13 protein-coding genes are annotated in these 11,821 nt (G+C 61.9%); 7 read left to right on the top strand and 6 right to left on the bottom strand.

Translation table 11 applies throughout. From position 1 onward, the window contains the following. Window positions 1–11: 11 nt before the first annotated feature. The 5 genes from ACIOVD_RS22620 (at window position 12) to ACIOVD_RS22600 (ending at window position 4,362) form a co-directional block, all read left to right on the top strand. Window positions 12–314: a MazG-like family protein gene (locus ACIOVD_RS22620; RefSeq protein ID WP_095170187.1), complete on the top strand. Its 303-nt coding sequence runs from the start codon at window positions 12–14 to the stop codon at window positions 312–314. Beyond that, window positions 314–1,063 carry a methyltransferase gene (locus ACIOVD_RS22615; protein WP_095170188.1) on the top strand — a complete coding sequence of 250 codons (750 nt, stop codon included), beginning with the start codon at window positions 314–316 and terminating at the stop codon, window positions 1,061–1,063. The genes ACIOVD_RS22620 and ACIOVD_RS22615 overlap by 1 nt, the downstream gene beginning before the upstream one ends. A 23-nt stretch (window positions 1,064–1,086) precedes the next feature. After that, a complete protein-coding gene (locus tag ACIOVD_RS22610; protein ID WP_095170189.1) occupies window positions 1,087–1,707 on the top strand; it encodes a DUF4136 domain-containing protein in 621 nt (206 codons plus the stop codon). A 40-nt stretch (window positions 1,708–1,747) separates the two neighbouring features. After that, window positions 1,748–2,305, top strand: a complete 558-nt coding sequence (locus ACIOVD_RS22605) for a DUF4136 domain-containing protein (protein WP_095170190.1) — start codon at window positions 1,748–1,750, stop codon at window positions 2,303–2,305. A 104-nt stretch (window positions 2,306–2,409) separates the two neighbouring features. After that, the gene (locus tag ACIOVD_RS22600) at window positions 2,410–4,362 is read left to right on the top strand and encodes a pilus assembly protein TadG-related protein (protein WP_401130311.1); all 1,953 of its coding nucleotides are present in this window, start codon (window positions 2,410–2,412) and stop codon (window positions 4,360–4,362) included. Here ACIOVD_RS22600 and ACIOVD_RS22595 read toward each other — a convergent pair. After that, window positions 4,359–7,103: an ATP-binding protein gene (locus ACIOVD_RS22595; RefSeq protein WP_401130308.1), complete on the bottom strand. Its 2,745-nt coding sequence runs from the start codon at window positions 7,101–7,103 to the stop codon at window positions 4,359–4,361. The genes ACIOVD_RS22600 and ACIOVD_RS22595 overlap by 4 nt on opposite strands. Beyond that, window positions 7,100–7,546 carry a TadE/TadG family type IV pilus assembly protein gene (locus ACIOVD_RS22590; protein ID WP_401130306.1) on the bottom strand — a complete coding sequence of 149 codons (447 nt, stop codon included), beginning with the start codon at window positions 7,544–7,546 and terminating at the stop codon, window positions 7,100–7,102. Before ACIOVD_RS22590 ends, ACIOVD_RS22595 begins: the two co-directional genes overlap by 4 nt. A 75-nt stretch (window positions 7,547–7,621) precedes the next feature. Here ACIOVD_RS22590 and ACIOVD_RS22585 point away from each other — a divergent pair, with 75 nt between their 5' ends. Then, window positions 7,622–8,092 (top strand): prepilin peptidase, encoded by a 471-nt coding sequence (locus tag ACIOVD_RS22585; RefSeq protein ID WP_401130325.1) that lies wholly within the window; start codon window positions 7,622–7,624, stop codon window positions 8,090–8,092. Window positions 8,093–8,217: 125 nt separating this feature from the next. Continuing rightward, the gene (locus ACIOVD_RS22580) at window positions 8,218–9,009 is read left to right on the top strand and encodes a response regulator (protein ID WP_401130304.1); all 792 of its coding nucleotides are present in this window, start codon (window positions 8,218–8,220) and stop codon (window positions 9,007–9,009) included. A gap of 18 nt (window positions 9,010–9,027) precedes the next feature. On the opposite strand, the gene ACIOVD_RS22575 is transcribed toward ACIOVD_RS22580, so the two are convergent. Genes ACIOVD_RS22575 through ACIOVD_RS22560 form a run of 4 tightly spaced genes read right to left on the bottom strand, consistent with a single transcriptional unit; the run spans window position 9,028 to window position 11,816 of the window. After that, window positions 9,028–9,297, bottom strand: a complete 270-nt coding sequence (locus ACIOVD_RS22575) for a DUF3613 domain-containing protein (protein WP_095170194.1) — start codon at window positions 9,295–9,297, stop codon at window positions 9,028–9,030. Window positions 9,298–9,315: 18 nt separating this feature from the next. Then, window positions 9,316–10,035 (bottom strand): lipopolysaccharide assembly protein LapB, encoded by a 720-nt coding sequence (locus ACIOVD_RS22570; protein WP_095170195.1) that lies wholly within the window; start codon window positions 10,033–10,035, stop codon window positions 9,316–9,318. A 10-nt stretch (window positions 10,036–10,045) separates the two neighbouring features. Continuing rightward, complete coding sequence (locus tag ACIOVD_RS22565) at window positions 10,046–10,930, bottom strand: type II secretion system F family protein (protein ID WP_401130300.1); 885 nt, start codon at window positions 10,928–10,930, stop codon at window positions 10,046–10,048. Window position 10,931: 1 nt separating this feature from the next. Next, window positions 10,932–11,816, bottom strand: coding sequence for a type II secretion system F family protein (locus ACIOVD_RS22560; RefSeq protein ID WP_095170197.1), 885 nt, complete (start codon window positions 11,814–11,816; stop codon window positions 10,932–10,934). Between the last annotated feature and the right edge of the window lie 5 nt (window positions 11,817–11,821).

Here is an 11,821-nt window from a genome sequence, read left to right as displayed (position 1 = left end):
AGGAGAGCCCGATGAACCTTGTTGAACTGACCGAACGCCTGCACAGCATCCGCGACCGCAATGACTGGCGGCAATTTCACAGCCCGAAAAACCTCGCCATGGCCGCCAGTGTGGAAATGGCCGAGCTGGTGGAAATATTCCAGTGGCTGAGCGAAGACCAGTCGCGCCAGTTGCCGCCCGACACCCTGGCCCACGCCGGGCAGGAAGTGGGGGACATCGTGCTTTATCTCTTGCTGCTGTGCAGCGAGTTGGGGTTGGATATGGAGCAGGTGGTGCGCAGCAAGCTGGCCGACAGCGAACGGCGGTTCAGCTGATGAGCGACCGTCATTTCGATCAATTGGCGACCCGTTTCGCGGAAAAAATCTACGGCGGTGCCAAAGGCGCGATCCGCCTCGCGGTGTTGCAGGCGGACCTGGCGGAAACCTTGCCGGACCGCCCGCTGCGGGTGCTGGACATCGGCGCGGGCCTGGGCCATATGTCGCTGTGGCTGGCCGAGCGCGGCCATCAAGTGACCCTGGCCGAGCCGGCCGCACCGATGCTCGAAGGGGCGCGCCAGCGTTTCGCCGAGGCCGGACAAACTGCGACCTTCATCCAGGCGCCCTGGCAGGAACTGCTCGGCCAACTCACCGAGCCCTATGACCTGGTGCTGTGCCATGCGGTGCTGGAGTGGCTGGCCGAACCTCATGCGATTCTGCCGGTGCTGCATCAACTGACCGCGCAGGGCGGTTGGTTGTCGCTGGCGTTCTACAACCGCGACGCGCTGATTTACCGCAATCTGCTCAAGGGTCACTTCCGCAAAATGCGCAAGAACGACATGGCGGGCGAGAAGCAGAGCCTGACCCCACAGATGCCCCTGGATCCGCGTGAACTGGCGACGCAACTGCAGGGCCTGTGGACGGTCGAAACCCAGAGTGGAGTGCGGGTTTTCCATGACTACATGCCCGTGGAATTCCAGGCCCGTGCCGAACTGCTCGACTTGCTGGAGATGGAACTGGCGCACCGTCGGCACCCGACATTTGCCGGGCTGGGACGTTACCTGCACTGGATCTGCCGCCCGGCCTGACCCCAATACCCGTGGAGGGCATCATGAAACGCCGCCTTGGATTGATTGCCGTGTGCCTGGGGCTTGGCGCCTGCCAGGGCAGCAACCCGTATGTCGCCAGCTCCAGGCCCTTGCCACCGGCGCCGCCGCAAGCGGCCCAGACGTTTGATCGCAGCGCCTACCCTGCGGCTCCGCGAGACTTCAGTCGCTACCGCAGTTGGGCCTGGCTCGACGGCCAGATGCCCAATGGCTCGGCCTGGGCGGACTCGGCTCAGATCGCCGAAACCGTGAGCAACGCCCTCGACCAGCGAGGCCTGCGCCCCTTGCATGACCAGCGCACGGCAGACCTGCTGGTGAGTGCCGACCTGCACCAGGAAACCCGCTTGCAGCAAGTGCAGGATGATTACGGCTATGGCGCCTACGGCGGTTACAACCGTTATGGCAACGGTTATGGCAGTGGCGTCGGCATGTACAACACGGTGCCCGTTGTGCGCACCTACCAGATCCAGGTGCTGGTGGTGCGGGTTGATCTGTACGACGCGGGCACCGGCCAACCGGTGTGGAGTGCCAGTGCTGAAACCAGCGTCGATGGAACGCAACGCGAACGCGGTGATGCATTAAGAGAAGCTGTTCAAAAGGCCGTAGCGGCGTATCCTCCTTCTTAATGACTCGCATTCGTGTGCGGGCCTGCACCGGAGAAAAACCATGTTCCGCCGTCTCGCATTCGTGGCATGTGCTGTGTTGCTCAGTGCTTGCCAGTCCAACCAGATCAATCACGACTTTGACGCCAGCCGCGACTTCGCTGCCTACCACAGCTGGACCTGGAAGGAGCCCGCCCTGCAATATCGCCCGGATGATCCACGGATCCAGAGCGACCTCACCGAGCAACGTATTCGCCAGTCGGTGGCCGATCAGCTCGACCAGCGCGGCTTGCGCCCGGCAGCCGGGAGCAGCAAGGGTGACCTTAATGTGCAGACCTACCTGATCATCGAAGAGCGCCAGCAACAGGTCACCACCAACTACGGCGGCGCCTGGGGCAACCCCTGGAACGGTTACTGGGGCGCGCCGATGTACAACGAAACCCGCAATGTCAGCTACAAGGTCGCGACCATCCAGATCGACCTGCTGGACGGCAAGGACGGCAAGTTGGTATGGCGCGGCAGTGACGAACAGATGCTCAGCAGCTCCCCCAATCCCAGCGATCGCAGCAATGCGATTCGTGAAACCGTGACGCGGATCCTGAGTAACTATCCGCCAAGATAAGCACGCCTGACTGACCCTCTGGCAGCGGCACTGGCAACTTGCCAGCGCTGCGCGCGTGCGTTGACTACACTGCGAGCACTACTGGAGGTAGCAAGGAGTGCTCGATGTCTCCTCGTTCATGCTTTCGCGGTCGAAGTCACCAGCGTGGGGCCATCGGCCTGGTTGCGGCGATGACCCTGGGCCTGGCGCTATTGTTTGCGCTGTTGGTGGTCGACAGTGGTCGGCTGTATCTGGAGCAGCGCAAGTTGCAGCGGGTGGTCGACACCGCCGCGCTGGAAGCAGTGACCCGCGGTGGGCATTGTCAGGCGGCCAATACAGCACTGACCTACGCGACGCAAAGTGCAGCGCGCAACGGGTTCAGTGTCAATACAGAGCAAACTCTTGCGATTGAATGCGGCACCCTCGCCACCGGTAGCGATAACCTGCGGCGCTTCAGCGTCGATCCCAGCAAGTCAGACGCCATTCGAGTCGTCGCCCATAATTCCGTGCCCAGGAGCATCGCTTCCGGGGTGGCGGCATTGTTTTCCAAGGGACCGCTGCCATTGCGCACCGGGCTGACCGCCACCGCCGTTGCCGCGTCACCCTCACCACTGGCGATGCTGACTATCCGCACCATCCTGGGCGAAATCGACAGCACCAAGTCGGAACTGCTTGATGCGCTGATCGGCGGCATGCTGGGTGGCAATCTGAAGCTGACCGCCGTCGGTTGGGATGGGTTGGTCAAAACCGAGATCAAGCTTCTCAGCTATCTGGATCAGTTGGCGGTGGATTTGCTCCTGAACGCCGGTGACTACGAAACGCTGCTCAGTACGGCGGTGTCGCCCACACAATTGATCAACGCGGCAATCAAGGTCCTGAGCAAAGGCGGCGCAACGGCTCAGGTTGCTGTGCAGGCGCTGCAGTCCATCAGCAATATTTCCAGCGCGGCGCAGACACTCAAGCTGGGGGAGGTGTTGAACGTGCAGACGGGGGCCTCCACGGCGGGTCTGGATTCCAATGTGCAGGTTTTTCAGCTGGTCCAGGCGGTCGCCCAACTTGCCAATAGTAAAAGTGCCGCTGCGGTCTCGACTGAGGTGAGCATTCCGTTGATCGGCAAAGTGGGGGTGAAGCTCAAGGTGATCGAGCCGCCACAGCTGTCGACGATCGGCAATCCGGCGCTGGCCAAGGCTGGCCTGGCCACCGGCAAGGATCAGATTTTTGTCCGGACGGCCCAGGTCAGGGCCCTGGTTTCCATCGAGTTGCCGATACTCAAGACCATTTCCCAGTTGGTATCGGCGCTTCCCGACCTGTTGACGCCGGTTTCGGGGGTCGTGAACAACCTGTTGCATCTTAATCTGGTGGGCGTGGTGAATTCGCTTTTATGCCTGGTCATAGCGCCTTGCGATAACACCGTCCTGTCGATTGCTTCCAGGCTGGATATCAGTCTGGAAGCCGGCAGTGCCGAAAGTTACCTTGCCGATTACAACTGCGCCAGCGAGGCCAGCAAGAGCGTGACGGTCCAGGCAACCACCTCCATCGCGAACCTGGGCATCGGCAAGATTGACCCGGTCCAGGCCTTTGCCTCATCCGCAGCCATCGCCGTTGAACCTGTGCGACTGATTGATATCGGCATCAGAACCTGCGCTGGAATTCTGGGCTGTGGCCCGGTCACGCTGGGTAAGGGCGGAGGACTGGGGCTCAAGGCGCAAACCACTATCGGCCAGCGCACGCAAAGCCTGGTCTATCCGTTACCCCCCAATATCGGCCTGCCTGCGCAGTATCAAGCGATAGACTCGATCAACATCCTTACGAGTCTGGGCAACACGTTGAGCGGTCTGCAGGTGACCTCCTATGTTCCGCCCAGCGGCAATATCACCGGCAATGCACTGGCGCAGGTGGCGGGGTTGTTGAATCAAATCAGCGGCATACTGGTCAACGCCGTACGGGGATTCATCGGGCCGTTGCTGGACCCGCTCGTCAACACCTTGCTCAAGGCCCTGGGGGTCAGCCTGGGGAACGCGGAGATTGGTGCCAACCTCAGTTGTCATTCAGGCGGTGGAGCGCAATTGGCAATCTAACGCGCCCCGGCAATCGGCAACTCAATGCAGAAACATGCACCCTGCTCGGCATTGCGCACGCTCAACTGGCCGCCCATGTTCTGCACGATGCCATAGCTCACCGACAACCCCAGGCCGGTGCCGACACCCACCGGCTTGGTGGTGAAGAACGGTTCGAAGATGCGCTCCAGCAGGCGCGGGTCGATGCCGCCGCCGTTGTCTTCGACCCACAGGCGCACCACGCGCGCATCGGCTTCGGCGCGTAGGCTGATCCAGGGTTCGAATTCGCGCTGCACTTCACGCTTGCTCAACAGGGCATCGCGGGCATTGACCAGCAGGTTGATCAACACTTGCTCCAGTTGATCGACATGGCCGCGGACCTGTACCTCGAAGTCGAGGGAGGGGATGCGCAACTCCACGCCTTTGCCGCGCATGCCTTCGGCCAGCAGGGCCAAGGTGCCTTCCACTGCCTGCGCCGGATTGAACGGTTGCTGCTCGATCTCCGAACGCCGGCCAAACACCCGCATGTGATCGACCACCCGCGCCGCGCGCTGGACCTGGGTGTCGATCCGGCTGAGCTTGTCCTGCAGGTAGTCGACCGGTACCTCGCCGTTGCTCAAGCGCTTGAGCACATTGACGATGGCCATGCGCATGACGTTGAGTGGCTGGTTGATTTCATGAGCCAGGCCCGTGGCCATTTCCCCGAGGGTGGCCATTTTGGCGCTTTGCATCAGCTGTTGCTGCGAGCGCCGCACTTCAGTGTTGTCGCGGCCCACCGCCTGGACTTCCAGCAGTTGCCCCTGTTCATCGAACACGCCGCGGTCCGACCACACCCACCAGGCGTGTTCACGACCGGGCAGTTGCAGGCTGATTTCGGCGGTGCTGACCGGGAACTCCGGCGTCAGTTGCTGGATGCGTAGCAGGAAGGCAGCGCGCTGCTCGGCTGACAACCAACTGCCCAGGTCGACTCCCGGCAGTTGCTCCGGCGGGCATTCCAGGTACTTGGCCAGCGGACGGTTGGCGAAGGTCAGCTTCAAGTCGGGACGATAACGGCAGATCATCGCCGGCGAATCCTCCACCAGGATCCGGTAGCGCTCCTCGCTCTGGCGGACCTGCTCGGTGGCCAGGGTGGCTTCGGTATCGTCCAGCCACAGGCCGACCGCCTCGACTGGCAAACCCAGGTCATTGCGCAGCAAGCGGGCCTCATCCAACAGCCAGTGGTAATCGCCGGCCCGGTCACGCATGCGGTAGCGCGCACGCACGTTGCCTTCGCGCAACAGCTGGCGGGTGCGGGCGAAATACAGGTCGCGATCGTCAGGGTGAATCCGCTCGATCAGGCTGGTTTCCGTCAGTTCGCTCAGTTGCCAGCCGAGCAGCGGCAGCAGACTGTCACTGAAAAAGCATGGTTGCAGTGCACCTTCCTCATACCGCTGTACGTAGATCACCGCGGGCGAACTGGCGATCAGATTGTCCAGCCGGGCATGGGCGGCGGCGGCCTGTTGCTGCTGGTTCTTGATGTCGCTGATGTCGAGCATGAAACCCACTGGCCGACGTTGCTCGCCCAACTGCAACAGCTGGCCTTGCAGGCGATACCAGATCGGCGCCTGGAACTCGTCGCGAGCTTGCAGGCGCACACTGAGTAGCAGCGGGCGGTCGCCCTGCAGCAGGTCCTGCAGGCGGCTCTGCAGCTCGGCGCGGTCGACCGGATGGAACACCGCCAGCCATTCGCCGAGGGACAATCGCGCGTGTTCCAGGTGCAGGTTGCGGGCCAGTTGCGGGGCCAGTTGCACCCCCTCGTGCAGTTCCCACCAGCCGCTGCCGAGCAGCCCTTGCAGGGCATCGAGGCGTTGCAGTTGCTGCTGTTGTTGCTGCTCACGCAAGCGCCCCAGTAGCGGCGCGGCCAGGGCGGCGAGCAGCAGCAACCAGTCACGCTCACCGAGGGCTGGCGCAGGCTGCACTGCCGGATAAAAACCACAGAGCAGCCAGGCGCCGATCCCGTGGGCGTCGCGATACGGCACCAGCAAGCCTTCGGCATCGGCAAAAATGTCCCGCAGACGCGGCGCAAGACTGACACCCGCAGCGCCATGCAGCGCGTGGGGACGACTGCCGTCCAGGCTGTCCAGGGCGCTGCCCAGCGACTGATCGGTGTGCCAGAGCCGGGGAGCATCGTGGGCGTGGTAATGGCTGTGGATCCGCCAGTCCTGTTGCGCCTCATCGAGCAGGACAATCGCCACACAGGGGATTCGCCACTGCTGGGCCAGGTCCTGCAATTGCTCACGCAGAACCTGTGGCAAGCGCGACAGGCTGCACAGGCGCAGGTGTTCACTGCAGCGTGCGGCCAGCGCCTGGCAGGTGTCCCGGGCCTGGGCCTGTTGCCGCTCTTGCAGCAAATCACCGATATCGAGCAATTGCAGGAGCCAGCCATCCTCAGCCGGTTGTGCCCAGCCGCGCAGGTGCAGGGTGGTTGCACCAAGACCTGTGAAGTCCAGGTCCAGGCTGTGTCCGTGCCATTCGCTGGGCGGGCCTTCGACGGCCAGCCGGCTGCCGGGCAGGAGGTAGTCGCTCAGGTGCAGGGCGGTGCTGCCCGATAATCGATGGGCGAGCAAATGGCGCATGGGGCCGCTGATCTGTAGCACCCGGCCTTGCGAGTCCAGGTGCAATTGCAGCCCCACGCTGGGCACCACCGGGCGCGCAAGGGTGTCGAGTGGCAGGGTAGGGGAACGCTGCAACAGTCGCCCGAACAGCTTGCCGGCAGGACTCAAAATTGAATGCTCGACTGCGCACTCAGGCTGGTTGGCAGGCTGGGAACCGTGCCCAATCCCGGCAACACCAAAAACGGAATCACCTGGTTGAGCTTGCTGGTGGGGTAGCTCACGCTGGCGGTCAATTGGCCGGCGCTGTAGACCGCCTTGGCATCGCCGCCAGTGCCGTAGGTGAGGTTGAAGGCCTTGGGCACCCAGGACAGTTGTTGCTGCAGGACGGAGTTGGCGAGATTGACCACCGCGGTTGGGTAGTCGCTGGTATTGGGGTCCAGGGCGACGCTGCGCCGCACCGCCTCGGCTGTGGCTTCATTGAAGGACTGCATCAGCAACAGCGGCACGCTGTAACTGACGATGGCGTAGAACACCGCAAAAAAAATCACGAACACCAAGGCGAACTCAATGGCGACAGCGCCTTTTTGTTTGTGTGGCAGGTCTGTTTTCATGAGTGCGTCTACCCTGACTACTACGACGTGCCTTGAGCATAGAATCATTCCGCCCACATGGACGATTATTCCCTGATGCACAGTCTTGTCCTGATGATCTGGCTGGCGCTGTGCGCGGTCCAGGATGTCCAGCAACGCCACATTGGCAATCGCCTGACCTTGGGAGCGGGGGCTGCGGTATTGGCCTATTTGCTCTGGAGCGGCACCACCTGGCTGGGTGCACCGGCCGAGCAGGGGGGCTGGGCTTTCCTTCTGGCAGTGGCGTTCACTTTGCCCGGTTATGCGCTGGGACGGATGGGCGCCGGCGACGTGAAGATGATGGCGACGATCGGCTTGGCCACCGAGCCGGTCCATTTGCTGGGCAGTTTTATCGGTGCCGGGGTCCTGAGTGCCCTCTGGCTGTTATTGGCGCCAACGGTCTGGCCACTTATGGCTCAAGGACTTAGGAAGCGTGTTGTGTTTCTTGCACCTGAGCTGTCAAAAAACCCACCTTTTGCCCCGTTCGTTTTCCTCGGTATGTTTCTGACGATGGCCTGGATTCAATAGGCTCCGTGCAGCCATATCGCTATGTACATAGTCAGGAAGTACGTCTATTTTCAGATCACAAGTTGTACAGTTCCCGGCTGTAGGTACAGCAATCATCAACCTTCGGCCTGAGCATGGAGTGGCGCGTGAACAAGTCCCCATCGGCAGTAAAAGTATTAGTAGTCGACGACGAACCGTTGATTGTTGAAGAGCTCTGCGAATTCCTCGAAAACAGCGGTTACTCCTGCATTCCCTGTGAGTCCGGCCAACAGGCCATCGAGCTCTTTTGCCAGGACACCGATATCGGCCTGGTGCTCTGTGACTTGCGCATGCCGGACCTCGATGGCATCGAGTTGGTGCATGCGCTACAGCGTGTGGCGGGCAAGCACCGAGCGTTCGAAGCGATCATGCTCACTGGGCGAGCCGACAAGCAGGATGTGATCAAGGCGCTGCGGGCCGGGATTGCGGACTACTACCAGAAACCGATCAACCTCAATGAACTGCTGGAGGGTCTGCAGCGCCAGGAGGCAGCCCTGCAGGAGCGGCAGAAGGAGTTGCAGCTGGGGCATTTGAACCAGAAGCTGCAGCACCTTTCCGAAACCATCAACGACCTCTACCAGGACATCGACAAAGCCCGCCGGGCACCGTCGGCCGACGCCTCGCATAGCCTCGCAGCCGATGCCGCAATTGCCGCAGGGCAAGCCCAGATCCCGGCCCTGTTCAACCAGCTTTCACCCCGTCAGCTGGACGTCGCGCGCCTGGTCGGCAAGGGCCAGACCAACTATCAGATCGCCTGTGAGCTGGGCATCACCGAGAACACGGTGAAGCTGTATGTGTCCCAGGTCCTGCGCTTGACCCACATGCATAACCGCACGCAGTTGGCGTTGGCGTTGTCGCCGAGCAATTCGGGAATGCGCCGGCAAGTGACCGCGCATTAGTCGAGGGCGGTCCGCCGTTCAGTTGCCGGACGACATCTCGCCGGCACTGTCCTGATCGTAGAAATCCGGAATGCTATAGCTGTACTTCTTCAGCCAACGCTGCAGAGCCAATTCGCGCTCGGTGGCGGTGGCGGTCTGGGGTGTGGCGGAGGCAGCCTGGTTGCTGCTTTGCAGCACCAGCCAGCCTTCGGTTTCCTGTTGTTGTGCCGAAGCTGGTCCCGATTCAATCGCCCCGGCGTTCAGGGGCAGGCCAAGCAGGACCAGGCAGCCAATAGTCGCTCGTTTCATCTGCTGTTCTCCTGCGGGTTATTTGAGGCTGATCGCTGTGGTGTCGGCCGCAGCCACCCGGTCGCTGGCTGTCGCCCTGACGGTGGCCGGTGCCTTGAGTCGTTCCGCGTGGGCCCGGGCGTCGGTGAATTGTTCCGGGCTCAGGCCGGCACTGCTGAGCACTTCGGCGGCTTGCTTCCAGTTGTCCTGATAGATCAGCAGCGTCACCAGATTGACCGCCGGCAAGGGGTCACTCTGCTTCAGTTCAATGGCGGTGAGAAATTCGAAACGGGCCTCGTCCAGGCGTAACTGGTTGAGGTAGACCACCCCCAGATCATTGCGGATTTTCTCGTTGGTAGGCGCCAGGCGCACAGCTCGTTGCAGGTGCGCCTGGGCCTGGCCGTTATCACCGCGAGCCGCATACAACTGGCCCAGGCCGTGTTCCGCTTCAGCCGACACACAGCTGCCGACCAGGCTGCGATACAGCGGCTCGGCTTCGCTGCGCCCCAGCAGGCGATAGGCCCGGGCTTTGCGCAAACGCACTTCGTTGAGGTTGTCGGGGAGCTTTTCCAGGTTGGCCAGGCTGGCGTGCAGCTTGCCGTCGCTGGCCATGTCGTCGGCCAGGTTCACCGCCAGTTCCTGCTCGGAATTGAGCCGGGCGCAACTGCCCGATGCCGTCAGCGCCGACCAGGGGGTTGGTCCCCCCGTAGCGCAACCCGTGAGCATCAACAGACTTGTTGCAAGCATCAATATTCTCATCAGCTTCTCCCTAAGAGCCGAACGCGCGGGCAATGGCGGTGAACCCTGGGCCACCCAGAACGATCAGCAAGGCCGGAAACAGAAACAGCATCATCACCACCGACATTTTCGCGGACATTTTCGAGATGTATTCCTGCTGGTGGGTCAGGCGTCGATCATCGAGCAGTTGCTTGAGCGCCAGCAGCGATTTCATTGCCCCGCCACCTTGCTGGATCAGTTGCTGGAGGATCACGCAGGTGTCGTTGAATTCATCCACGGCCAACACGTTTGCACTCTGGTTCAACTCTTGCCCCAGTTCCAGGCCCGAGTCGACCCGGGCCAGGACCAGGCGCAGTTCGCTGGTCAGTTCCGGCAGCAGTTTTTGCGCTTGCGTGCTCAACACCCGAAGGGCCTGTTCCACGGCCATGCCTGACTCGAAGAGGATGCGCAGCAAGGGGATGAAGGTAGAGATTTCTTTGGCAATGATCCGTTGCCGGCGTTTGGCCGCGAAAGCCAATACCCGTTTTGGCAGCAGGTAGCCAACCCCCATCAGCAACAGCGGCACTAACCAGGGATGACTGGCGGCGGGGAAAAAAACCTCGCGCAAAAATACCGCCAGCCCCAGCACCAGCAAGGGCGTGCCGACCTGGATCGCGGCAAACAACGAGCGGTCACTGGCGCGACGCCAACCCAGGCGGGCTAGCAAGGCCAGGGTCTCGTTGTCGGTGCTTACCGAGCGCTGGCTGAGCCTGTTGTCGCCCAGTACGCGCAGGTAACTGCTCAGACGGTTGTCGCGCACCATCTGGCCTTGCAGGCGTTGCGCTACCTGACGCTCGCGCCGTCGTTGCGCCAGTACGCTGCCCAGCGCCAGGAGTGCGGCGGCAAGCAACAAAAAGGCACTGATCAGGATCACCATCTCAAATACTCCGCAACATGCGCCACAGCGCCAGGGAGCCGCAAATCTGCAGCAGTACCGCGCTGATCAACATGTGCTGGCCGCTGGGGTCGTGCCACATACCGAGCATGTAGTTGGGGTTGGTAATCAGGAAGTAGCATGCCAGGCCAATCGGTAGCAGCCCCAGGACCCAGGCGGTCAAGCGAGTTTCGCCAGTCATCGCGCGCAGTTGCCGTGCCCCCTGTTCGCGCTCGCGAATCAGCTTGATCAGGTTCTCCAACAGTTCACTGGCATTGCCGCCATAACGATGGTTGACCTTCAGCCCCAGGGCGAACATGCGGAGTACGTCCTGGTCGTAGAGTTCGGCAAAGTCGTGGACGGCATCGGGTAGATTTACCCCGAGTTGCACGTTGCGCTGCACGCGGCCCAAGGCGTTTTTCAGTGGGTCGGCGCTGGCTTCGATACTGCCCATTACCGCGTCCGCCAGGGTTCTTCCGGACTTGAGGCTGCGCACGGTATGGTCAAGCAGTTGCGGCAGTTGCTCGATCATCCGTCGCAAACGGCGTTGATAGCGCCAGGCGATGTACAGTCGTAGCACCAGCGGCGGCAGCAGCAACAATGCCAGCAGGCCCGACCAGCCAGCCACGGCGAAACCGATCAGCATCGACAGGCTCCAGAGCATCAGCCACAGGCCCAGGCGCTCGGTCGGGCGCCCCAGGCCTGCCCGCAGGAACGCGCGCTCCAGGCCGCTCCAGCGGGTCTTTTGCAACTCAAGCTGAGGCTGCCCTTGGGCCAGGCGGTTCATCACACGCTCAATGCCGGTTTGGCGCACACCCTGAAAGAACAGGCGGATCGACAACCCGAGCAACAGCAGGCAAATCAGGCTCAGCAATAGCGGTGCAAGCATTGTGG

The organism is Pseudomonas sp. NPDC087626 (assembly GCF_044743405.1).
Taxonomy (GTDB): Bacteria; Pseudomonadota; Gammaproteobacteria; order Pseudomonadales; family Pseudomonadaceae; genus Aquipseudomonas.
The sequence above is the reverse complement of the archived record's forward strand: the minus strand, read 5'-3'. Positions and strand labels throughout refer to the sequence as shown.

Excerpts from the sequence above, each read along its gene's own strand:
- ACIOVD_RS22575 (WP_095170194.1), bottom strand. The coding sequence starts at position 9,297 with ATGAAACGAGCGACTATTGGCTGCCTGGTCCTGCTTGGCCTGCCCCTG.
- ACIOVD_RS22560 (WP_095170197.1), bottom strand. The coding sequence starts at position 11,816 with ATGCTTGCACCGCTATTGCTGAGCCTGATTTGCCTGCTGTTGCTCGGG.
- ACIOVD_RS22605 (WP_095170190.1), top strand. The coding sequence starts at position 1,748 with ATGTTCCGCCGTCTCGCATTCGTGGCATGTGCTGTGTTGCTCAGTGCT.
- ACIOVD_RS22590 (WP_401130306.1), bottom strand. The coding sequence starts at position 7,546 with ATGAAAACAGACCTGCCACACAAACAAAAAGGCGCTGTCGCCATTGAG.
- ACIOVD_RS22570 (WP_095170195.1), bottom strand. The coding sequence starts at position 10,035 with ATGAGAATATTGATGCTTGCAACAAGTCTGTTGATGCTCACGGGTTGC.
- ACIOVD_RS22620 (WP_095170187.1), top strand. The coding sequence starts at position 12 with ATGAACCTTGTTGAACTGACCGAACGCCTGCACAGCATCCGCGACCGC.
- ACIOVD_RS22585 (WP_401130325.1), top strand. The coding sequence starts at position 7,622 with ATGCACAGTCTTGTCCTGATGATCTGGCTGGCGCTGTGCGCGGTCCAG.
- ACIOVD_RS22565 (WP_401130300.1), bottom strand. The coding sequence starts at position 10,930 with ATGGTGATCCTGATCAGTGCCTTTTTGTTGCTTGCCGCCGCACTCCTG.
- ACIOVD_RS22610 (WP_095170189.1), top strand. The coding sequence starts at position 1,087 with ATGAAACGCCGCCTTGGATTGATTGCCGTGTGCCTGGGGCTTGGCGCC.
- ACIOVD_RS22615 (WP_095170188.1), top strand. The coding sequence starts at position 314 with ATGAGCGACCGTCATTTCGATCAATTGGCGACCCGTTTCGCGGAAAAA.
- ACIOVD_RS22600 (WP_401130311.1), top strand. The coding sequence starts at position 2,410 with ATGTCTCCTCGTTCATGCTTTCGCGGTCGAAGTCACCAGCGTGGGGCC.